This window comes from Bradyrhizobium sp. LB8.2 (assembly GCF_040548035.1).
In the GTDB taxonomy this organism is placed as follows: domain Bacteria; phylum Pseudomonadota; class Alphaproteobacteria; order Rhizobiales; family Xanthobacteraceae; genus Bradyrhizobium.
The window spans coordinates 65,847-88,100 of the sequence record NZ_JBEPQV010000033.1 but is presented as its reverse complement, the minus strand read 5'-3'; the positions used below and the strand labels follow the sequence as shown (position 1 = coordinate 88,100).

Sequence of the window (22,254 nt, the reverse complement as noted above, 5' to 3'; positions counted from 1 at the left end):
GAGCAAATACTGACTTAGCGCCGGATGCCGGCTAGCGGATAAAAACAACTCTGCAGCTCGGGCCGCTTATGAATCGTGGCGATCGAGGTATTCTGACGGACGCCGAGCGCATAGGTTAGCGCCGCGTAAGCTGCCGGTCCGAACAATCCGCAGCTGCTGCCCTTTTTTGTCGCAATCCGACTGGCAGACCACGACTGCTTTCAAAAGGGACAGCCGGTATCTTGCTCCGCGTTCGTCAGCTCTCCACTTATTGCAATTTCCCGGCTTCATTGTTGACGAGCTTGAGCGAGTGCGGGCCGCGATGTGCTGCGGCTCGTGGGCGCGTGTTTCAAAGCCGTGCGGCTGTTCACGCGCAACGGCCACAACTGTACCGACCGATACCCCTAGATCTCCAGTCGCGCTGAAGCACCGCGAGCAGCAATTCGTCATCGCGAGCAACGCTAGGTTCGAACGTGGTTGTAGTGGCGAGACCATGCTAGTCGGCCCGCCTGCGCTGGCGAATACGCGGCCCGACCGTTTGTCGAAAAGGCAGCCGTGGCTTCCCAATCCGCGAACCAAGGGGAGTAGTGGACAAGCACGACGATCGGTGGCCCGACCGCTCGTTTCCGCTCTAGCGGGCCGCCTAAGTCGGCGGCCTTCGGCTTGTTACGAGCAGGCTGCTCCGGACATTTTTTGACGGGGGGTGCAGGTGGTCATCATCCTTTTCTGCGCGGCCGCGCCCTTCGCTGGTTGCGCCACCGGCGCCTTAGATTTTGCCGCACCGCTAGCGGGCGGCATGGTTTGCGCTTTTACTTCCAACGAAAACGAAACAATGAGAGAAGCAACAGCAATGATCGCGAGCGCACTCTTCATCTTACCCTCCGTTTGGTTTGGCAGTGAGGCGTTCAACTAGCGCGGCGGCCGGCATTCAAACGAGTACAGGTTGGCCACCCGTTCGACGCTCGCATCTAGACGAGCCTAACGTTGTTTCTTCTTACAGGCTGAGCTATCCGCTGTTTGAGTCGCGCTCGGCTGTCGGGGCTGCGCTGGCACTGAGTTTCCAATTCTGTCGTTCAGCTTTTTGTAAACCGAATACGCGGCGCGCTCCGCACATCCAATGAATATCAATATAACGAATCAAATAAACTGCTGATATAATTTTCTGATCTTTGCCTTACAAATCAAATCTAGAGAATTGAACTTCAAAACCGACAGAAGCCCTGACTGTTTTCCTGGCGCTAGTCGCTGCGGCCCCATCAACAGAGGGTTCATCGCCTACCAACTGGTTTAGCCGAGCTCCGAACCCAGAGCTGATGACACGGGCGAATATCGGGTTTGTCACACTGCATCACCAAGAGCTTCAATGATAGTGGTGATGAGACCGGACAAGCAAACGGCGCTGTCAGAGAGACGCAAGCCATTCTTGGTGGCGTTCGCGGCCTCTGTGTTAATTACCTCATCACTCAGCGCAGAGACAGCAAACGCATAATATTGGGGTCGAGTGGCTGAAGCCATTTGCCTGCTCATCCGGCTCGGCAAAACAGAAACGGGCAGCTCTGTATACACAATGTCGTTCCGGGCCAGCGCTGTGGTCCCAAAGGCCCCTGCTCGGCCATTCACCGGGCCGTTGTGCAACACCGTGTATGGCCAATCTCGGAATGGCACCTATCGCATCTTGGTCGTATAAAAACACTATTGCATGACGCGGGGATCGGCGGGTCGAACTCGGGCTGCCGCAGTCCGATCAATTTGGGCAGGTTTGACGGCCGCTCGGCCAGAACTCATCCTGAGGCAAGTTCGAGCTCTTGTTTACGCTCCCCATGAACCGCAACGGGGCGCACCGCGCCAGTATCACGCCCTCACCGCTGCCAGCAGCGGTTTCATTCCAAAGATGTTCAGCACTCGTTGTGACCGCGCCGATACGCAAGCCCGCGCCCTCAGCGGAGGTGCGTTAGTGCGATGCGCAGGTCCGAGAAAGCGTCGAATGTCGACGTCAACCGCGCTTTCCAATGATCCCGAAAACGATTAATCTCTTCCTCTTCACGGAATTCGAAACTTGATCGGAGAATAAGCCACACGTAAATTAGATGGAGGAACCAATGGTGAAGAGAGCGATCACGCTCGGCGGCGGCGGACCGGCAGCAGGACTACACATCGGGGTTCTGAAAGCGCTTGCAGAAGTCGGCAAGACGTTCGACGATAAGTCTGATGTGTGGGCGTTGTCCTGCATCGGCGCTTGGGTTGGCATCGTCCACAATCAATTTAATGAAGAGAAAATCAAAAAAGAAAACAAAAGCAGAGCCGAACTGACCTATGAATTCTTCAGGGACGGCGTGTTTCGGGACGATGAAGGCTATAAGCGTTTCCCCATAAACACCGTATTCGGGGCGGATTGGAACGCCAACATCAAGGCCTTCCAGGACTTCGTCACCGATCCCAAAAGTTACAGTGATTTCCGATGGCAACCGTACAAGATGATGGAACAGATCCAGGGCACCATGTCCGCTTGGTTCAACCGTCTGCCTCGTGGTGAAGAACCCTTCAAGGAATGGCGCGAAGGAGACATCAACAACTGGATACTCAATGAGGTGCTCGCACCTAATCCATTCGTCCGATACCTCACCTCTCTGATGTACTTGTCCAAAGTCAACGGCCTGTCCAGGATCAACTATCCGGATAGCGAGTTTATGAAGAGCATAAACTTCGGCGAGCTGAAAAAGGACCGAATGCCACACATCTATCACAACGCCTGGAATCTCGACGAACAGAAGCTGGCGCTGTTTTCCAATCGTCGGATGAAGGAGGACGAGAAAAAGCAGTACAAGGGAGCTATCGACTCACGCAGCCTGTGTGCGTGTTCGTCTCTTCCCTTCGTCGAAGGGACGGTTGAGATCGACCAAGTTACATATTGCGAAGGGGCGTTAGTCGATACTGTGAACTTCGATAGCTTGCTCGAGGAGCACCCCGATTTGGACGAAATCTGGGTGAGCCGGATCGTCGATGCGAAGCAAATCCGCAGGCCGGAAAATCTTCACGATGCGCTAGCAAATCTCTGCCAACTGTTTGCGGCAACGGTCGGCGAGGATGACGTCAAGCTTTTCAAATATCACGTCAAAGAGGCGCACACACTCGACAGAGCAGCCGAAGCCGGGATACTCGAGAAAGCAGTCGAGTGCGGGATGCTCGACAAACCAGCCGCGGACGGGAAGTACGGGAAAAAACCTTGGAGAGGCGTAGTCATCGAGATTCACGTGCCGGGGCACATCAATTTCAAATGGAATCACAGCAATCTCGAAAATTCGATAACGCTGGGATACGCCGCCGCCAAACAAGCAATCGACGCGTTTAACAAAGCGGAAAACGAGATTAAGGCGAATAGTAAAGACGACAAGCTGCTCAAGCCCATTTTCATAAACGAGAATCCACAGGACGACCCGAATTGGTTAGAGCTGCGAGATCGTACTTATGCGGCTCTAAAGAAGGCGGCTAGTGGCGCCAAGCCAAAGTAAGCAGATCGCGTTGCGGATTTGGATCTGGGCATGCGTTGTCCCGGTTGGATTACCGCAGCCCATCGAGAAGCACCTTTGCCTCCTTTAGATCGTGCGTCTCGAAGCCTTCGGTGAAGCTGGCATAAATCGGCGCGAGGAAATTGAGCGCTTCCTCGCGTCTGCCCTGATCGATCCACAGCGCGGCACGGTCCATTGCGGCTCGAAGCTCAAGCGTCTTGGCGTGTTGGCTTCTTGCCGTATTTATTGCCTGCTCGAGCAGTGCCTGCGCTTCGGCTTCGACGTCTGGTCCGCCGCGGACGACCAGCACCCGTGCCTTCAGCCGATACAATTCGGCCTCCAAAATTCGTTCGCTATTTCGGCTCGTTGTAGCGAGGCCGTGCTCGATCAATTCCAGCGCCGCCTCGTAGTCGTGACCAATCAACAATGGCGGACACAAAAGCACGTAGAGCGCGGTGATGGCCAGCTGATAACCTGCGCTGCGATATTCGTCCAACGCGGCACGGATCTCCCCGAGTGCGCTGGGTGAAGGTTCGAGCGACGCCACGCATATGCCCCGAATAGCACGCGCCAAGCGCCATTGCCGGAATCCATGCTCCTCTGACAGGGCGATACAGCGTTCGGCATGACCTTGCGCAGTCAGGAACTCGCCGCGAAGGGCGTGAAGAATGCATGCATAGTAACAAGCATACGCCTGCGAATGCGGATGACTGATGGCGTCGGCACGCTGAATGGCGACGTTCACTCGCGTGAGTGCCGTATCAGCGTGGCCGAGCAGCCAGAGCGCCCACGACATCAACGCCAGGTCAGCCACGCCGGCATCCTGGCCGGCCACACGTGCCGCCAGCCTATCCTCCTCGCTGCTCGCCTCAAAGGCATCGTAGGCCCGTTCGATCGCTTCATGGGCACCGATCAGACGTCCCATGAAAAGGCGGATCATCCCCTGCCCTCGCATCGCATTGAGCAACGTCGGTCGATCGTCGCGCGTTTCGGCGAGTTGGAGCAGGGCGGCGATCGTTTCCTCAGCCACCGGCAACTCACCGCGCATTACGCTCGCGGTGGTCAACCAGAACATCACCTGGAGTTGCTCGGGAGGGTCTCCAAGGCGCTCGCACAGCTCACGCGCGCGGGCAAAGGTTGCCATCGCCTTGTTCGAGGCTGGTCCTTGAGTAGCGATCAGGCAAGGCCCAAGAGCGAATTGGAAGTCAAGTTCCAACCTGTCCTTTCGCGCGCTGTCGGGCAGATGGTCCGAGGCCTCGATACCTCGTTGCAAGTGCGCGATGGCCTCAAGGTTGGCCGAGCGCATGGCGGCCTTCTTGCCGGCGCGCAGCCAATATGCCTCCGCCCTTTGGAACTGCCCGGCCTCCTTCAGATGGTGCGCGAGAGTTTCAGGTTGAGTCTCCACAATTTCCGGGAACCGTTGCTCGAAGGCGTCTGCGATCATAGCATGCAGCGCTGCGCGTCGGCTCTTCAGCAGTCCCGAATAGGCAGCCTCCCGCACAAGCGCGTGCTTGAAGGTATAGACCGCCTGGGGTATCTCGCCCCGGCAGAATATCAACTCCGACCGAACCAGCTGCGCAAGCGCCTCCTCAAGTCTCTCTTTTGGCAACCCGGCTACGGTGCTCAGCAGTTCGTAGGAGAACTCGCGACCCACCACAGCGCCGATCTGAGCCACCTCCCTCACCGGAGCCAATCGATCGAGCCTCGCCATCAGTGATGCGTGCAAACTCGTCGGAATCGCCATCGGGGGCAGAGGACGGTTGAGGACGTAGTGATCGCCCTGCTCATGTAATAGCCCGGTTTCGAGCACAGTCTTAGTCAGTTCCTCCACGAATAGGGGCACGCCATCGGTGCGGGCGAGGATCTGCTCCATTACCTCTTCCGGGAGCGTCTTGCCGGAGGTGACGCGCTCGATTAGCGCCGCCCCGTTGCGTCGGTTCAGCCGCGTGAGCGAGATCGTGGTCACATGCGCATGACCTGGCCAGGGCGGCGTGAACTCTGGCCTCGCGGTGATGAGCAGCAGCACCCGAAGCCGCGGTAGCTGTTCCAAGGTCATCGTGAGCAGCTCCAGCGACGTCGGATCTGCCCAATGGACATCCTCCACAATGACGAACACGGGCTGTCGCTCCGCCAAGAGATTGAGCTGAGTCAAAAACGCCGCCAATGTCATCTCCTTGCGCTTCTGCGGGCTCAGCTCTGGAATGCGGTAGCGCTCACTTGGTGGTAGCGACAGAAGGTTGGCCAGAGGTAGCAACACGCGGTCGGCATCAGCCCGCACGAGCAGAGCCTCGAGCTTAGCGAACTTCTCTGCGGGCGGGTCGCCCCGCTCGAACCGGGCAGCGCGTTCAAGCTGGCGGGTGAAAGGATACAGCGCACTGTTGGTGTGGTGCGCCGAGCAGAACTGGCGCACCGTGATATGCGGTTCGGCCTCGAGCCGCTCCTCAAGCGCCAGCGCAATGTGCGACTTGCCGATACCGGGCTCTCCGATGAGCATCACCGCGCAACCTTCGCCACGCCTGGCGTGCTGCCAGCGACGCAAGAGCATCTCGATTTCCTCGTCACGCCCAATTGGCGGCGCCAATCGGGTTTTGTGCTGAGCCTCGAAGCGGCTTTCCACTTCGGTTGTTCCCAGGACCTGCCAAGCTGGCATTGGCTCCGCCCATCCTTTAAGCGCGACAGGGCCGAGATTGCGGAATTCGAAATGCCCATCAGTGAGCCGGTGCGTACTTTCGGAAATCAGCACGGTACCGGGATTGGCGAAGGTCTGCAGGCGCGCAGCCAAGTTCGGCGTCTCGCCAATGACCGTCTGCTCTTGAGCTGAACCTTCGCCGGTCAAATCGCCCACGACCACCATACCGGTAGCGATGCCAACGCGAACCTGCAGCTCGGTGGCGGGGTCTGTCCGGAGGCTAGCTACGGCATCGACCAGCGCCAGCCCGGCGCGTGTCGCCTGTTCGGCATCATCCTCGTGCGCCTGGGGATAGCCGAAATAGGCGAGCACGCCATCTCCCATGTACCGCGCGATAACGCCCTCATTCCGGGCAACAACCTCTGCGATGCAGCCGTGATAGGTGCCCATTACGGCCCGCAGGTCCTCCAGATCAAGGCGGGCCGAAAGTGCCGACGAGCCGACCAAATCGCAAAACATAACTGTAAGCTGACGCCGCCCGGCGTGGTCCGCCGACGCCGGCTTAGCGCCCACTTGAGGCTTTCGCGGGACCTCTCCCTGAAGTTCTACGATCGCGCGCAGCATCTTGCGGCGATGCCCAAGCAGGACGCCCAAATCTTTTAGATCCTGCTCCGTGAGATCTCGAACGACCGAGAGGTCGATGGCGTTTTCGCGGAATCGCTCGGCGTACTCGCCCAAACCGATCGATGCTAGCCACTCTGCAATACCGGTCATGGTATACCTATGGCTTATACGAAGAGAATAGCACATTAGAGAGGCTTGCGAAGGCACATCTGTCGACCGAAGCGCCGATCACCGGACTTCTTCCCAATGTAACATAGTGGCCCAGGCGAAAAGTGAACGCCGCCAAGCGCGATGTCTGTTAAGGGTCATTGCGGTCCTTGCGCAACGCGCCGCTGACGTCCGATAAGCGCCCTTAACGGATTCCACGCTATTCGGCTCTCGGCCGTTCCGGATGGCAGAAGCCGCAATCGACGCGGCTGCCCTGCGCAGCTAAGCCTTCGACGCGCAGCTGCTGCGTTTTGTAGCGAGCCTACACATAGCTGGCAAACTCCTCCCAAAAATAGTTGACGCCGCGGCCAGGACGGTCCGGGCCGCAAGGTCCTTCGCCATTGCGACAACGCTCGCAAATTTATGCCGCAGGTCACGACGCTTAAGGCGCCGCCCTTGAGGCGCTTCCGCTCAAACCACGCCTGATCCTGACCACGCCGCAGCCTCGAACGGACGCGAGCAACACTGCGCCGATTTCAGACTACACGGGACGCAAGGCACTCGATGCCGCGATCGGAGCCACGAACCGTGATCGATAGCTTTGGTTGCCGCGTCTTCAGCCTCCCTACGAGTGGGAGAATTGCCGGTCCGATACCTGTGCTCGCTCAGCTTCGCGGTCTAGGCCGGTAAGGCTGCACGATCACCGATCATGGTCGGGAACCCATTCCTCAGCGGTTGAGTCCCAATGATGGGTGTCGTCGAAGTGTTTCCAGAGTGGCCGCCTTGACTTGCTTTCACCCTTCTGTCGGTTTGCATTCAGTGCGCGGAGTTGAACGACGAGCGTCCCAGCCATCGTCACCCATTCGCGAGCGTTATATCGGGAGTTCCATTTGATTGCGGTGTGCATCGGATGCCTCCTTCAAAGTAAGAAGCCTTCGCCACATTAGCGCGGGCCAAGAATACGGGGATGTAAACTGCTTCACAGTCGGTCAACATCTTCGACATAGCCGCGGGCGATCTTACTGCGCGGTGACCGCAACTACTTCGCTCAATATTCCGGCGCCCGGCATTGGTCATGTTGCCGCGCGATCAAAACGCACGCGACGAAACGTAGCATCGTACTTTGTGCGCGAACGCACGTCCTTTCGACGGAGTGCATTCATCGTTGGCGGGCGTGCGTCGATAGAGGCCAGCGTATGCTTGAGCTTTGGAACAGACCGGCACGACACCCTGGCCTCGGCGGAAGCGCTTGTCACGGTCCTCGTCATTGTCCCGGCGGCTGCCGGCGCTATTATGCTGGCGGAAACTCGGCGGATAAGCGGACGTGGTCAGATCGAGCCGGCACGTCTAGACGGGCCAACAGGCGACGTTCGTTAGCCGGCACGGCGACCGTCAGAGAAAGGCCACTCTGCTGCCGTTCCCCGAAGGCTATCTCGGGAGATGGCGAAGATTATTTCTACCTGCCCTGCCCTGCGGTAGCCTTAAGGCCTTCGTGGATGTTGACTCGCCTCTTGCGGCACGGACGATCTGGCAGCAGCTTTCACAGTCAAGTAGGTACCGGCGGACAATAATTTCTGTTGTTGTCGGGTCACGACAGCATGCCTTTTGACCGACGATCTCTACGTTGGAGGGTCACACTATCTCGCTTCGTACGCCTCTGGCGCTTCTTATCATATCTCTAGGTGCGATCGCCGCGGTCTGGTGGTGGCTGGCCATACCGATCAACTTGGCGCGCGCACCGATCGATCCGAATGCCAAACTGCAATGCATATCCTACGCGCCCTTCCGCAACAACCAAACGTCAGAGTCGCCGACACCAGTGCCGCGTGACCAGATCGCGGAAGATCTCGCCCAGCTTGCCAAAATAACCGACTGTATCCGTACCTATGCGACTGATCTTGGCCTCGATCAGATCCCCGAACTTGCGTCCAAGGTGGGGCTGAAAGTCATTCAGGGAATTTGGCTCGATAGGGACCGACAGAAGAACGCGACGCAGTTATCCACTGGCATACGCCTCGCCCAGCATTATCCGGAAACCATCACCGCACTCGTGGTCGGCAATGAGGTTCTGTTGCATCGGAAGATGACGCCTTCCGACCTTGCTGCCTTAATCCGCTCGGTCAAGGCACAAGTGCCGGTCCCCGTCACCTATTCCGACGTCTGGGAGTACTGGTTGCGCCATCGGGAACTCAATGACGCCGTCGATTTCGTCACCGTGCATATCCTGCCATATTGGGAAAATATGCCGATCCCGGCGGAATCTGCCGCTGCTCACGTCGACGCCATCCGAAAGCAGGTGGCGTCCGCGTTTCCGGGCAAGGAAATCCTGATTGGAGAAACTGGTTGGCCGAGCGAAGGACGGATGCGCGGTTCGGCACTACCGTCGCGCATCAATCAGGCGCGGGTGATCTCCGAGGTCCTCGATGTTGCCCGGCGCGAGAATTTCCGCGTCAACCTGTTCGAGGCCTATGATGAATTGTGGAAGCATGAGTTCGAGGGCACCGTCGGCGGATCGTGGGGCTTATTCGATTCCGCGCAGCGCACGCTGAAATATCCGCCCGGCATCCCCGTCAGCAATTATCCGCTCTGGAAACTGCAAATGAGCGGCGGAATGGCGCTGGCGATCCTGGTGTTCGGCGCTGCATGGCTGACCTCGCGCCGGAAGCTCTCGCAGCCCCGGCTCGTCTCATGGTTTGCGGTCGGAATATCGGCAACCACCGCCGGAGTCCTGTTTGGGGGGGCCGCTCAAAAAATGTTCTATGAAAGCTACGACGCGGGCAGCTGGCTTCTGTGGGGCGCACTTCTGGTGGCGGCAACTGCCTCGCCGCTGTTCGGCGCCAACGCCCTGATGTCGGGGCGCGCACCGCCCACATTTCTGGAATTGCTGGGTCCGAAGGACTACCGCACCTCATCGGTGCTGGCGATCATGCACGGATTGATCTTGATCGTAACCATCGTGATCGGCACGGAGACCGCGCTGGGCTTTATGTTTGACCCGCGCGAAAAGGATTTTCCTTTTGCGGCCCTCACTATGGCGGCGTTCCCTTTTGCGGCGATGACACAGCTCAATGGCCCCAAGAAAGGAATCCGCCCCATGGCGGAAGCGATATTTGCCGGCGTATTCTTGGTGGCAGCCATCCATGCGGCGCTTAGCGAAGGGCCAGACAATTGGCAGTCGTTGTGGACTTGTGCTGCCTATATACTGCTTGCGGTTACGCTGTGGCGGGCGCGCGCTTGAGTCTTCTCCTTCGGGCCAATACCAGACGTCAGTCGATCACCTGGTCTGCACGGCTGAGCAGCGTTGGTGGAATGATGACACCGAGTGCTTTGGCGCTGGCGACGCTGTCCGCTCAAACCATTGAGAAGCTCGCGAAACTGCTGCCGCCGGCAGCTTCGCTCGGAAACCCGGTTGACGTCGCCGGCGGCACGGATGCGGATCCTTCCGTCTTCGCCGCCTGCGCGAAGGCACTGCTTGAGGACACGAATGTGGATGGGCTTCTCATCACCGGACTTTTTGGCGGGTATGGCGTTAGATTTGCCGCCGCATTGTCGCAGATCAAACTGGTAACGACGGAAGTCATTGGCGAACTGGCAAAGCAGAGCGCCAAAGCCCGTGCTGATTCACAGCCTTTACGCCGCCCTGAAGGGAAGCGAAATGCCGCGACCGCTTTCGCACTCGAAAACGCGCAAAGAGAACATGTGCCGCTCAAGCCTGTTTGGGGCTAGAGTCGCTCCGAGCTCGCGAGTGGATCGCGCGCCTGACAGCCGCCATGTTTGCAAACCGCAAACCTGGCTGGATCGAACGATCGCAAGTTGACGAAGAAGAATTCGAAATTGCGCGAGCCCGGCCGAACATTGCTACAAAATGCGTGCACGTCATTCGCAACCCTCGTCTGCCAATGCAGAGCAGAGAGCGTCACCGCAAAATCAATTCACGCAAATTGCTAGCGCTCGCTCGGACGGCGATAGGCACGCCGCCAGCGACAATCCCTGCCAAGTTACGCAAAAGAACTAGCAGCTCCCCCTGCCCATCGTGGCCGGTGCTTGACCGTCCACGTTGGCAATTATTGATTCTGCAATATTCGCGACTTCAGAAGCGACAACCGTGATCAAGAAGCGCCACGATCATCCCCTCCTGATTAAATCAAATCTATTTTAAATTAAAGCGCCAGTCCATTTTTTATTTATTCGCCACATTTAATGATTAATGCATCGACATCAAAAACAAAGAGGCTCTTGCGCCCCTCCTTGCGAGGCGACACCGGAATTTTACGGCTTGTCTCCCAGATGCACTCGGTCCGCAAGATGATCTTTGCTTCGCGTGGATCGACAGTCGCAGGGAGCCAGCTGGAGCCAAACTCAGCCCTATCTGCGAAGACGAGGCATGAAAGCAACAGTCTCGCAATACGTTGCGCCAACCTGTGATTGTTAACTTGCGCATCCGATGCGATCCGGGCCCGCCCGCCGTAAAGCGGCGAACTTGGCTTGAATGTGATGCTGGTCATCCTCATCGGGTCAGTAGCCATCCTTGTCGCCCGGGCGCACGTTCCAGAGCTTGAGACCATCGCAGGACTCAATGGTGGTGCGCTCTAAGAGCCAGGCGCGTAGCCAGACCGCTGACGCAACCCAACTGCTGGGTTATGGCTCGGTAGCCGGCGCACGTGCCCTGGAGGGCGGCGAGAAGAGTCCTCGGTTGGGATTTCTGACATTGCGATGCTCGCGCACGAAGCTTCGCTTCTCGTCTTGCTGCCCCCGCGCACGCTTCTCGTTCGCTTTACCGCGCAATAGGTTCCCCGCGAGCAGCATTCGAAATCGATGTGAAGCTTAAACCGAAACCAGTTCCCGGTCAGCTTACCAAGGGAACTAAATTGACGGCCATTAAATGGTAAATTTGATTATGGTATATAATCGTGATGACTCTATCTCAAAATTGAAAAATATGTTTGGGGAAAACATGGGAGGTTGAAATGGAAGCTGCCCGCCGCCTTCGTGCAATGGCGCTGCTTTGCCGACAGACTGCCGTACTCCAACCTGAGAGAAGCTGGAAACTGCTTGCAGAGGCCGAGTACTGGGAGCATCTGGCGGCTGCGGCTTCAGCTCATTGAGCTTCGGTCGAGTGTCCCTTGTCTTTCGCTTTTCGTCGACTTCTTCCTTCAAGTCATTTTCTGAGGCATGTGATGTCGAGTACGCGTCAGATTTTCTCTAGTGCTGTTCTGAGCGAACGTCACCAGGCGCTTCTGGAGGAGCTTAGACAGGTGGAGAAGCTTCGACGTAAGCTCCGACATGTAGAAGCAAGAACAATCGGCAGAAGACGGCGTACCAAAGCGAGCGGCGGAGCAAGAGCCGTTTAGAGACCCGGCGGTCCGAAGGTTGACCCGCGTTGGCTCACTCGCGCGATTCGATGGACGGATTGCCCGCGTTCCTCGCATCTGCCACTATTTTGAAAGAGGACTGGTGTCTTCATCCCCGCAGTAGCGAGGCTCGGCGACGACGTCGCTGTGACGTGTCGGCAACCAGCCGGGCCGGGGTGCCCCACAACGCTCGAACTAACTCGGCGAGGAGACCGGCCGTCTATTCGGGGTCGCGCATTAGCTCCGACTTTCATTCGACGTTGCGCTTCGGAACACGGCAACAAGTCGATCGCCTTCCCAAAGCTCAACGTCGTGCTCGTCCTGCATTTGCTCGGCTCGGCGTCTCGCCGCTTGCTCGTCAATGCAGTCGAGCTTTGCAGCGCAGATCACTTGCCGGCTGCCGTCCACCACGAACACTTTGTACCGCATGATGCAGGCCCATCCCAAAGGGCGACCATCATCGTAGTCGAATGTCCGTCTAAGGCGGTGCCAAATTTAGTGCGGCGTACGGAACCTTTGTACGTGGGGCAGTTCCGCTATACTGGTCCGTGGAATCCCATCGATCGCGCGGCGGCAGTACCTCGTATCTCGCTACCTCAGTGGCGTAATCTCACCGCGTACCGAAGCGTGCGGCTCGAGCTTAAGAGCGAGAGGCCGCCAAGCGTCATCAGCAGCACACCAAACCAGGCCGTCCAGCTGCGGGCTTCGTCGCGCGCCTCTGCAGTGCGCGCGCCCAGCGGTATAACTTGAGGTGGGTCGGCGGACGTGGCGGCGAGAAGCTGCCCAACGTCGACTCGGCTGGGCATGGAGTGTTCGGGCGTGAGCTGGTTGCTGGGAAGATCGACAATGGGGACCGCCGACATCAGGGTGAGGCCCGTGAAGAGATCGGAAGCGGCATCAGCTACCTTCATTCCAGGTACAGGCGGCTGAGATTGCTCGGGCGGTGCGGAGCGCAGCAACTCCGCGCGCGCATCAACGACCGCGCGCCGCCTGGTCTGCGTGGTCCCGTTTTCGTCCAAACTGGCGCTGCGGTCTTTGGCCATGCGAGCCCGCATGGGCTTCTTCACTGTCGCGACGCCCTCGGCCAGGAACCAGCATTTGCGGTGACCGTCCGTTCGGTAGACCCAATGCTGTCCGCCGGTGGTCGAGGTACCGGGACGCGGCACGCATTCGGCTTGCGGCGGAGGGGTTACCGTGGGTTGGGACGCAGCAGTATTGAAGAAGTCGGCAAGAGAATTGGAAGACGCAGGCGCCGCCCAAAAACCTCCAACAAGGACTAGGCTGGCGAAGTACAATCGCAAATGACCGGACATCGAAAACTCCCGGGTTCGCCCCACCCCCGCTCGAGCCTCAGCGGCGACAACGGCTCCCATGCGGCTTAAATTGGGCAGCGCGACGAATTAATTGTACTCTTGTCTGATTAATATGCCGGTCCAGTACTCGGGGATTGCAACACGAGGCAGCGCGATCGATTCATCGAGCCACCTCAGTTGCGCCGGGCCTCGCTCCCGCCCGCGATCCGCGCCGCCGCCGCCCGGTCGATCGCCATCGTTGCGGGCCGAGATTTGGACGATTTCCTGATCGAGCGGGCTTCAGCCCAAAAGCGGCAGACAAATTGAGCGCCGATTGCAGTTTGAAATGGGAATGCTGACGCCGGCTGTTACCCACTGAGGCTCTGAGCTTTTCACATCGTCGTTCAATGCGGCTCATAACCATGCTTGGAGGCATCGCCATAGCGAGCGCGCTGGCGATCTGGCTGATGGTTCTCGCTGAATCGCTCGGAGGGCCCGCGGCGCGGTGAAGACATCGACAAGAATCTCAAGCGCGCGATGGCCCGCGTCTAGTCGTGGTGCCCTCTGAAGTGCCGCCTAACCGCATTCCACGCTCGAAGGACTGGAAGGGGGAGGACGACGAAAGAACTCTGATTGCAACCGGCATCATCCCGCGCCGCAGAAGTGGTGGGTCGTGATCGTCCGATCGACGGGCCATCGTGTTGATCGTCACCGGAGACGGAGTTCCTGCTCGCCGAGCAGGTGCCGTTCTGCGCGAGGGCAGGACAACTACAACGAACAGAACGTTCACCAGTAGTCATATTTTCCCACAATGAGAAGGAAAGTACGCACGAGAACGACCGTCGTTTGATCTAAAATCTGCCGAGGTTACTCCTGCCTCATACCCGGCACGCAGCCAGCAACACTGCGTTCGCGGACGGAGCTGCTTCACCGCAGCCAGCACATTGGCATCCCCCCGAGGCCGTTGGGCCCCGAGCGCTTCGCGAGCGTCTAGGATCGCTCGCAGCCTAGTCCGGCGCAACACTCGCGTCTGTGCGCTTTCGAACATTCATGCCCCTTCAGGTATGCTAATTCTATGCATCATCCGGCGAGTGCCGAACAGGGATGCCTCAGCCCGGGAGCCGCCGTGGCTAGAATAAGCGGCCAATTTGGCAGTTCGCAAAGAACCAATATCCTGTTTCGGTAGTTGACTCCCGCGTGATCCGAACAAGCAAACTGATTGTTCGGGCCGAGGATAAGTTTAGAAGCTGAGCCGGCACACATGAAGGACCTCCGACCACGTTTGGAAAAGGTCCGCGCTGACGCCAGAGACTTTGCGTTGATGAGTCAGCAGGCGACGGACACAGAAAAGTGCGAGCTGTTTAAGCGCTTGGCGGATGAACTCGCCATCGAAGCGCTCGAGCTTGAGCAAATCGTGAAGCGAAATGAACCATCGAATCCGTGCGACCAGCACGAGGTCGTGGAGTTTAAGCCAACCTCTCAGCGGAAGCGCGGCTGACGTGGAAGAGGTTAGGCCGGCGACGGCTTTCGCCGCATCGCATTGCGCATGGATCCAGACGTCGCTGTTCGTCGCTTGTCCTCGCCGTCGGCTTGAATGACTTGGCGCATTCACCACCTCCGTGCTGTTGTCGGATAAGCCGAGATGCGGACAGCGAGTTGGATGGGACAGCGGTGGTCCACCGTGGACTGCAGTCCGGGCGGCCGCTCATCTCCGCGGCGGGCGGGCGTTCACGGTCCTGTCCCAAACGCCGGCTCCTTGCGAGCGAACCAAGCGATTATAGCAAGTCGTGCAGGACTGAAGCTTGTCCGGCAAGTCGGGCGCATCGATCGCAAGACGAAGAAGAGACCATTGAGGACTCGACGGCCATTGGCGTCACGCTGGACCGCTTAGGACAGAAGGCTTGACCGGGCGTTTCGACGAACTGGTCCAATCGACAAGCGCAAGGGCGGCGGTGTTCTTGTGCCGCAGAAGGCAGGAACCGCGTTGCGGCGTCGTGGTTAATAGAAGTTTGGCAAAGGAGATCGTCAGATGCCCCACGCCAAGCCTTTGATAATCGCCACCATCGTCGCAAGCTCATCTCTGTTGGTCCTGGCGCAAGCCGGCGGCGCAAACGCCGGGTCCGCAGGCGCAGGCACCGGGACGGGCGCGAGTAGCGCCAGCGCTGGTCCGTCGGCATCTTCTGGAATGGGAACGGGTGCAGGCAACGCTGGTCAATCAGCGCCCCCAGGAATGGGAACGAAAGATACTGCCACCGGCGGAAATCCAGGCATCAACGCCGAGCCGAACAATCCGAACGTTCAGCCCGCCGCGCCGGCGCGGTCGCGGTCCGCCACCCAGGCCGCAAGAAATGCCGGGGCTGGTCACGCTCAGAATGGTCTGCCGATCGGCGCGATCGGGACGGGCACGAGCAATGAGGACCAACCAGTCGGCGGCGCCTTGTCCACTCGAAACAATTCTTCGCCAGCAGCGCGGGCCGAAGGAAATGGTCTGCCGATCGGAACGCGCGGGAAGGGCGCCAGCACATCGGACCAGGTAAGCCGGGCGCGCGCCGCAGGAGCCGGTGACAAAGTGCTGGACGCAAAAGCGCAGATCGAGCGAAGAACAACAGTTTCTTCCAAACGCGTTCCCAGCCGGGTAAAATTGGGTTTGTAGTCTGAGCGAGGCAGCCCGCAGACATGAGCGATGATGCGATACTCCTTTAGTGCGTGCGGCGTTCAATAGGCGCTCGAACAGGACGACGTCACCTCAGTTCATGAGGCGGCTTCCAACCCTTCCGTCATTTATGCCGGAATGATTGATCGAATGACATGCGAGCGGCCCGACGATGTATTCGAACGGTCAATACCGACGTATTGCCGATCTTCGTGCTCCTCCACCTCTTTTTCGCGCCTTTGCTGTGGTTGCTGCTCCGAATGCCGAACGCGACGCTTGGCGCCTCGCTGGCGCTTTATGCGCTGGTGCATATGTTCGGCTGGTCCATGCCGGCGTGGCCGAACGGCCACTGGGCTTTCAATCCACTGGCCTGGCAGCTACTGGCGGTCCTTGGCGCCTGGATGGTAATCGAGGGCGAAAGAGTGCGCCCCTGGCTAACGTCTCGCAAGGCCCTTGTGCCTGCCGCTCTCTATCTGGTCTTCAGCCTTGTCATCGCGTTGAGCTGGAGAAAAAGCGTTAATCCCGCAGGGCCTAACCAAGTTGGCTTACCCGCTAGACAAATCCAATCTCGATCCGTTGCGTCTATTGCATTTCTTGGCTCTTGCGGTTGTTGCGGTGTGGTTCGTGCCGCCCAATCGGCAAGCATTGACGACTCCGGCGATGCGCGGCGCCATCCTCTGTGGCAAGCACTCGTTGCCAATCTTTTGCCTCGGCGTTCTGCTGACGCTCGCTAGCCTGCTGGCGCTGCTTGACGTATCGGAAGGGCTCGCGATGCAGATCACGCTGAGCGTTGGTGGGATCCTCGTGATGATCGTGGCGGCGACGATGCTGAACTTGGTCGAGACCACGCCCAGGCTGCAGCCGACCGCTGCACTGCCTGTGGGCGTGCGCGCCCAGCCGGACGCCTGGGGCACCGTTGACTGGCGCCCCCTGGAGGCATTTCGCCGAGGATTGCGTGAGTTCGGATGGGCCGGCGGCCAGAATTCCGTCATCGATTGCCGGTTCGCGGATAGGCAAACCCACCGGGTGTTTCGCGTCGCAGACAATGCGTCATCGCCGCACGGCGAGGTGGCGAACGCCAGAGAACCGCTGTCTCGTGCCGCTCACGGCCTCGCTGAACTAACTGCGCAGCATACCTAACTTGGCGATGGTCCGGACCTGCTTCAGTTCGTTCCAATTCCGGAACGAGGTGAAGCAAAAGTCTCGAGGCGTTGCACATTTACAACCCGCACAGGCATTCGAGGTACTAATCTCATTGATTGAGACGACGAAACATATTTCATTCTTAGTTCAAAACCATTAGGCGGGGGCGAACGGTGTATGATGTCTATCGCAATGACAAGCGCGACTTCCTCGTTCTAAGTACAGGCTGTGCCGTACCTGCGCTTTACTCTGCACACAAGTGGCGCAAGAGCAGGAAACGAGTTCTCAAGGTCAGCGACGAAATCAAATCAGCGGTTCACGCGCGAGGCTATTACCTCCGCAGCCTGCGGGCCAGCAAGGAGCGAACGATCGAGGTCGCGTAAGGTCGGACGCCCCGGTGACAGCATCACTACCAGCCGAACCGCCATCGTCGCGCTCAACTGAGTTGTGCGCCTATTTTGGTCGCAGCCTTTACCTAGGTTTCATTCTAGGAGGTTGCGGCCCCTGAACGCTTTCCTCTGCCGCCGCCTGCGAGGTTCTGCTTCTGGGGGCCTCAAACACCGCAATGCCCCGATCAAGCTGCCACAGCTCGATGTCGTTGGCATCAACTAGCTCCTGAACACGTTCCCGTGCTTCCTGCTCGTCGGCACAATGCAAATTGGCAACGCTTATAACGTGGCGGTCGTGATCCAAAAGGTAAGCTCGGTAGTGCGCCATCCCACCCCCTCATCCATCAGTGTCCGGTCGTTGTGCTGGGCTTGTTCCCTGTCAAATTGGTCCCCGCCACATCCTGGCTGGCTTGATCCATCGGACCATCACTTCAATATCTCAATGAGCGTTCTCCAGCCGAGCGCATCGTTCGCCGTCAGAAGCGAACCGCCAAGCCTTTCCAAGTAGTTTGGCAACTCGCAATCGGGACGCGCGTTGATATTCTCGACAAACGAGGCGACCGAGTTCTTAAGATCACCTCGGTCGAGATGATCGAAAGCTCGCTGCTTGCACCGCTCGACATATTTGTCGCGCGTCATCTCAAGTAACAGGGAACGTTCCATTCCGCCTCCCCAACTGATGGCTGCTTCCAATAGTGAAGTTGGAGCGGAGTGGATTTGGCCCGTCTGTTCGAAAGGCGACAAACGGATGCGCTTTTCGTCGCAACCGTGGGAATTAGGACACAGACACAGATCGCACAGCTTGTCGGCTCCGGGCGGACGACGGCACAAGTTCAAGCCGGTCTCAGGCCTGCACCTTGTCTATAGTTCCTGACGACTACGCCGAACGCCATGGTTGAACCGACCCATCCGAAGCCGATGCCAGTGATCCTCACGACGGATAAGGAGCGCGACGTCTGGATGCGAGCGCCATGGATTGGAGTGGCCATTTTGTCCCAAGCGGCGGTCCGTTGGCAGAAGTCGCCAATCCAGTTGGCTGGATGGCTGCAACTGGAACCTATGGTTCTGTCGAGGCAACGTTCAGAAGCTGAGCGACGGCGGTGACAACCTGAACTGGTGCGAACGGTTTGGTGAGAAGGATGCTGCCCGGCACGCCGTGAGAAGGCCACTCGTCGCCCGAGACACCAGTCATGTAGATCACCGGCATGTCGGGCTTGATCTCGCGCACGCGCTTGGCGACCTTCCAACCGCTCAATCGACCCGCCAGATTGACATCTGTCAGCAGAGCGCGAAACTTGTCTTTGTCGCCGCTGAGTATCGTCAGCGCCTCTTCGCCTGACGACAAGGATACGGCGCCAAAGCCGGCCTCGTTGAGTGCGTCCTCGATGAACCCCTGAACAGCGTGCTCGTCTTCGACGACCAGTACGACCGGCAGCAACTCTTTCACACCGAACTTCCCCTGAGACCTTAGCTTAAGTTACAAAGTGAACACTTGTTCCGGAAATTACCGCTAAAGCGGCAGCTTGGGCTGTCGGGAGGTTATCCGCTTGATATACCTCAAAATTTTCGAGTGCGCCCCTACACAGGGAGGCCGGAACGCGGTAAAGGTTCCTCTTCGCTCCAGCAGGAGTTGCTGTGTATGCCTCGCTCCCCCTCCATCGTGCCGCATGTCGATCACGACACCTATCTTGTGCTGAACGATTTTGGCAGGTTCGGGCGCGCCTGGTGCGAGGCGGACGAAAAAGACAGTGACCGCGCATCGCTTCTCCGACGTCTTTTGGAAGACCAATATAGTCATCCGGTGCGGATCGTTGCGTTCAATACCGCCGAGGGCTGGTCGCGCGACGTGACGGTAGATATTGCCGACGAGCTGCGTCGGCGTTTTGTCGAGCACGATGACGTGCCAAGTTCTGTGCAGGAGTTTGTGGAGACCGCAGTCCGGCGGTGACCACGCCGCAAGATTCGAGAGCAAGCGGGCGAGCGCTTCCGCGATGGAATGCCGGCCTACACGCCAAACGCGCGACTGATCTCGCGCACAAGCCTAAGCGCAGCGTCAGTATTGCGGCCATAGAAGAGCGCCTGATCGAACTGAGATAAAATGCCCAGCGCAAATAGCGCGATAGCAATGCCCTTAATCATAGTTGTGGACCGGGGGTGAACAATGCTGCGCAAGTTCAAAACGGCCCCAGCCGCAGGTTGGGGAGACAGCCGGGGCCGACATTCCCATTCCATGTGCCGCAATCAGCGGTAATCGGCACGCTCTCAGTTAGGCACACAGATCCTAACGAACTATTTCGCGGGAGCGGCGTCGAACTAGCGGCGAGCCGCCGCTAGACCGGGAGAAACGTAAGTTCTCTGCGATAGGAGCGGAGCCGATCCCCCCGCTGACTGGGTGAGGCCCTGACGGACATGCCGCGCCAAGCCTCATAACCTCAGCAGCCTGACAGAAGGTCGTTCGGCTACAGTATCCAGCCTAGGCACAGTGATCGACCTCGTTTTGATCTTCCGCAAGGAGGCGCGTTCGGGCCAGCCGGTCAGAACAACTGATCGCGTCTCTGCACTTGCTTGGCGCTGCGCAAGTAAGGTTCGGTTGCGCGCAAAATTGTTTCGTTTCCTGCCTCACATTTCTTTCGAATGCTAGTGAGAGCTGGCAGGCGGCTCTTCGCAAACAACAATGGATGACATCGGCTCATTCCCCGCTTAGCGTCTGTTCCGAGGTTAGAGCCAAGTTTATGCGACGGCGCGAGCCGACATTGAAATTGAGTGTGACTGTTTCGGGCGAAAATGGACGCAAGGTCGCGTGAGGCAGCGGGGAGATCGAGGATGGCTGGCATCGCCACGATTGAGAACGTCGGCCTGAGCCGGGCGTGGCTTAAGTGTACTGCTGAGGTAGATAACCTGGCCGGATGCCGGGTTCTCGTTCTTGAGGATGAATACTTCTTGGCGAGTGATCTTGAGCAGGAATTAACCGCTCGCGGAGCGATTGTAGTCGGTCCCTTTGCCGAGATCTCTAAGGCAAAAGATCAGGTTGCGAACGGCGGCTTTGATGTTGCAGTCATCGATATTGATCTGCGTGGAGAGCCATCATTTTCGATTGCGGACGAACTGATACGCCGTCGTATCCCCTTTATTTTCGTGACGGGTTACAGCCCCGAGGTATTACCTGTCCGCTTTCAACGTGCGCGACGGTGCGAGAAGCCCGTCTATATGTCTGAGGTGCTCGAAGAGGTCGGACAATTGTGCGGACGGAACGGCGATTAGCTCGTCGGCCTGGTCTTACATGGGGGCCGCGGATTTTATTACGGCTGATCTCGTGCCCGCTCTTGTTCGACGGTGAAGAGCCGCAGGCGTCCTGCGATGGAGCGCGTGCTGGTCGCACGCCCAATTTGCTAGTTTCAGCGAAAGAACTCCTGCGATGCTGCTATTCAGCCGGGGACTTGCTTGGTCATTTACCGGATACTTCAGAACTCACCTCTTGGACCGGAAGATGTCATCCGGCTCGCAAACGCTTCCGAGCAAGCCCTGAAGACCATCGGCGTAAAGGAGCGGAACGATCCCCGTTCCAAAATGATCGCCAAGAAGATCATTGAGATCGGTCAGACCAGCCTGAAAGACCCAGTTCAAATCTGCATTCGGGCCGTCGAAGCGTTGGGCCTGCCGAAAAGGTGATCCGCGAGCCGGTCGCCGGATCGGTGGTGTCAAGCTACCAAAGCGCCTTCCGAGGTTAACTTATGTGAACCTTTGTCGGCCGACGGCGTTGTGTTTGCGAGACCGTCGCCCGCCGTCAGGTACGGCGCATGTCGCGGATAGCCAATGGTTGTTCATCACCCGCTGTCCACAACCGCTCGCGACAGATAGCCAAAGGCGGCGGTCTTGGCCTCAACTCCTGAAAAAGACAGAACGACAATGGCAGGGCAGGCTTTCGGCCAGAACAGGGAGTTCTGCCATGCGAACCCGTATTGACATCGACAGGGCGTTCGGCCGCGCAATCCTCCGAGAGATTGGCGAGAGACTGCAAGCATGTCTCGGGGACGACGAGTTAACACCTACCCTTAGACTTCAGCTTGATCTGTTACGCCGATTGGATGATCAACCGCCGCCGAGTACGCGTGGGCATCCGCCAGGCGCTTAGGCTACCGGAGCGCGACTGAAGGAGTGAAAATGCCGGGAGGAGCCAATAAGCTCAAAGCCTTTGCTGGCCCCCTGCCGAAAGCATGACGCTCACGAGGGAAATAGCTTGTCGCGAATGCAGCGCGACGTGGACGTCAGTCTGATGCCTCGCGGCTTGAGCCATGCCGCCGTATCGATCTCGCGTGTTCAAGTGCCTGCCGTGCGGAAGAATACTGCGTAGGGTCGGACGCCGGTGACAGCATCACTACCAGCCGAGCCGCCATCCTCGCGCTCAACCGAGTTGTGCGCCTACTTTGATCGCAGCCTTTACTTAGGTTTCGTTCTAGGAGGTTGCGCCCGCTGAACGCTTTCCTCTGCCGCCGCCTGCGAGGTTCTGCTTGTGGGTGCCTCAAACACCGCAATGCGCTGAT

At 58.4% G+C, this 22,254-nt stretch carries 14 protein-coding genes and 1 pseudogene; 9 read left to right on the top strand and 6 right to left on the bottom strand.

Going from position 1 to position 22,254, the window contains the following annotated elements; genetic code table 11:
• Positions 1 to 645 precede the first annotated feature (645 nt).
• Positions 646 to 852, bottom strand: coding sequence for a hypothetical protein (locus tag ABIB06_RS31295; protein WP_247447258.1), 207 nt, complete (start codon positions 850 to 852; stop codon positions 646 to 648).
• A gap of 1,226 nt (positions 853 to 2,078) precedes the next feature.
• On the opposite strand from ABIB06_RS31295, the gene ABIB06_RS31290 reads away from it, so the two are divergent.
• Entirely contained in the window at positions 2,079 to 3,488 is a 1,410-nt protein-coding gene (locus tag ABIB06_RS31290) for a patatin-like phospholipase family protein (protein ID WP_354069797.1), read from the top strand.
• Positions 3,489 to 3,537: 49 nt separating this feature from the next.
• Here the strand turns inward: ABIB06_RS31290 and ABIB06_RS31285 are convergent, their stop codons facing one another.
• On the bottom strand, positions 3,538 to 6,888 hold the full coding sequence (locus ABIB06_RS31285; protein WP_247447261.1) for an adenylate/guanylate cyclase domain-containing protein: 3,351 nt from the start codon (positions 6,886 to 6,888) through the stop codon (positions 3,538 to 3,540).
• A gap of 1,621 nt (positions 6,889 to 8,509) precedes the next feature.
• Here ABIB06_RS31285 and ABIB06_RS31280 point away from each other — a divergent pair.
• Entirely contained in the window at positions 8,510 to 10,123 is a 1,614-nt protein-coding gene (locus ABIB06_RS31280) for a glycoside hydrolase family 17 protein (RefSeq protein ID WP_247447262.1), read from the top strand.
• A 71-nt stretch (positions 10,124 to 10,194) separates the two neighbouring features.
• Positions 10,195 to 10,611: a hypothetical protein gene (locus ABIB06_RS31275; protein WP_354051720.1), complete on the top strand. Its 417-nt coding sequence runs from the start codon at positions 10,195 to 10,197 to the stop codon at positions 10,609 to 10,611.
• 458 nt (positions 10,612 to 11,069) lie between these two features.
• Here the strand turns inward: ABIB06_RS31275 and ABIB06_RS31270 are convergent, their stop codons facing one another.
• Both ABIB06_RS31270 and ABIB06_RS31265 read right to left on the bottom strand, forming a co-directional pair.
• A complete protein-coding gene (locus tag ABIB06_RS31270; protein WP_354051721.1) occupies positions 11,070 to 11,411 on the bottom strand; it encodes a hypothetical protein in 342 nt (113 codons plus the stop codon).
• Positions 11,412 to 12,832: 1,421 nt separating this feature from the next.
• The gene (locus tag ABIB06_RS31265) at positions 12,833 to 13,549 is read right to left on the bottom strand and encodes a hypothetical protein (RefSeq protein WP_354051723.1); all 717 of its coding nucleotides are present in this window, start codon (positions 13,547 to 13,549) and stop codon (positions 12,833 to 12,835) included.
• A 1,240-nt stretch (positions 13,550 to 14,789) separates the two neighbouring features.
• Between ABIB06_RS31265 and ABIB06_RS31260 the strand changes: the two genes are divergently transcribed.
• The 3 genes and pseudogenes from ABIB06_RS31260 to ABIB06_RS31245 all read left to right on the top strand — a co-directional run bounded on the left by ABIB06_RS31260 (position 14,790) and on the right by ABIB06_RS31245 (position 17,707).
• Positions 14,790 to 15,026, top strand: a complete 237-nt coding sequence (locus tag ABIB06_RS31260; protein ID WP_247446118.1) for a hypothetical protein — start codon at positions 14,790 to 14,792, stop codon at positions 15,024 to 15,026.
• 1,334 nt (positions 15,027 to 16,360) lie between these two features.
• A pseudogene (gene opgC / locus ABIB06_RS31250) lies at positions 16,361 to 17,321 on the top strand (OpgC domain-containing protein); the annotation flags it as partial.
• A gap of 176 nt (positions 17,322 to 17,497) precedes the next feature.
• Positions 17,498 to 17,707, top strand: a complete 210-nt coding sequence (locus ABIB06_RS31245) for a hypothetical protein (protein ID WP_247446477.1) — start codon at positions 17,498 to 17,500, stop codon at positions 17,705 to 17,707.
• Between the two features lie 432 nt (positions 17,708 to 18,139).
• Here the strand turns inward: ABIB06_RS31245 and ABIB06_RS31240 are convergent, their stop codons facing one another.
• Positions 18,140 to 18,376 (bottom strand): hypothetical protein, encoded by a 237-nt coding sequence (locus ABIB06_RS31240; protein WP_354051725.1) that lies wholly within the window; start codon positions 18,374 to 18,376, stop codon positions 18,140 to 18,142.
• A gap of 394 nt (positions 18,377 to 18,770) precedes the next feature.
• The gene (locus ABIB06_RS31230) at positions 18,771 to 19,160 is read right to left on the bottom strand and encodes a response regulator (RefSeq protein ID WP_247446479.1); all 390 of its coding nucleotides are present in this window, start codon (positions 19,158 to 19,160) and stop codon (positions 18,771 to 18,773) included.
• Positions 19,161 to 19,352: 192 nt separating this feature from the next.
• Between ABIB06_RS31230 and ABIB06_RS31225 the strand changes: the two genes are divergently transcribed.
• The 3 genes from ABIB06_RS31225 to ABIB06_RS31215 all read left to right on the top strand — a co-directional run bounded on the left by ABIB06_RS31225 (position 19,353) and on the right by ABIB06_RS31215 (position 21,382).
• The gene (locus ABIB06_RS31225) at positions 19,353 to 19,661 is read left to right on the top strand and encodes a hypothetical protein (RefSeq protein ID WP_247446480.1); all 309 of its coding nucleotides are present in this window, start codon (positions 19,353 to 19,355) and stop codon (positions 19,659 to 19,661) included.
• Between the two features lie 875 nt (positions 19,662 to 20,536).
• Positions 20,537 to 20,974 (top strand): response regulator, encoded by a 438-nt coding sequence (locus tag ABIB06_RS31220; RefSeq protein ID WP_247446481.1) that lies wholly within the window; start codon positions 20,537 to 20,539, stop codon positions 20,972 to 20,974.
• Positions 20,975 to 21,154: 180 nt separating this feature from the next.
• On the top strand, positions 21,155 to 21,382 hold the full coding sequence (locus ABIB06_RS31215) for a hypothetical protein (protein WP_247350976.1): 228 nt from the start codon (positions 21,155 to 21,157) through the stop codon (positions 21,380 to 21,382).
• Positions 21,383 to 22,254: the final 872 nt, after the last annotated feature.

Excerpts from the sequence above, each read along its gene's own strand:
- ABIB06_RS31295 (WP_247447258.1), bottom strand. The coding sequence starts at position 852 with ATGAAGAGTGCGCTCGCGATCATTGCTGTTGCTTCTCTCATTGTTTCG.
- ABIB06_RS31290 (WP_354069797.1), top strand. The coding sequence starts at position 2,079 with ATGGTGAAGAGAGCGATCACGCTCGGCGGCGGCGGACCGGCAGCAGGA.
- ABIB06_RS31285 (WP_247447261.1), bottom strand. The coding sequence starts at position 6,888 with ATGACCGGTATTGCAGAGTGGCTAGCATCGATCGGTTTGGGCGAGTAC.
- ABIB06_RS31275 (WP_354051720.1), top strand. The coding sequence starts at position 10,195 with ATGATGACACCGAGTGCTTTGGCGCTGGCGACGCTGTCCGCTCAAACC.
- ABIB06_RS31270 (WP_354051721.1), bottom strand. The coding sequence starts at position 11,411 with ATGGCTACTGACCCGATGAGGATGACCAGCATCACATTCAAGCCAAGT.
- ABIB06_RS31265 (WP_354051723.1), bottom strand. The coding sequence starts at position 13,549 with ATGTCCGGTCATTTGCGATTGTACTTCGCCAGCCTAGTCCTTGTTGGA.
- ABIB06_RS31260 (WP_247446118.1), top strand. The coding sequence starts at position 14,790 with ATGAAGGACCTCCGACCACGTTTGGAAAAGGTCCGCGCTGACGCCAGA.
- ABIB06_RS31240 (WP_354051725.1), bottom strand. The coding sequence starts at position 18,376 with ATGGAACGTTCCCTGTTACTTGAGATGACGCGCGACAAATATGTCGAG.
- ABIB06_RS31225 (WP_247446480.1), top strand. The coding sequence starts at position 19,353 with ATGCCTCGCTCCCCCTCCATCGTGCCGCATGTCGATCACGACACCTAT.
- ABIB06_RS31220 (WP_247446481.1), top strand. The coding sequence starts at position 20,537 with ATGGCTGGCATCGCCACGATTGAGAACGTCGGCCTGAGCCGGGCGTGG.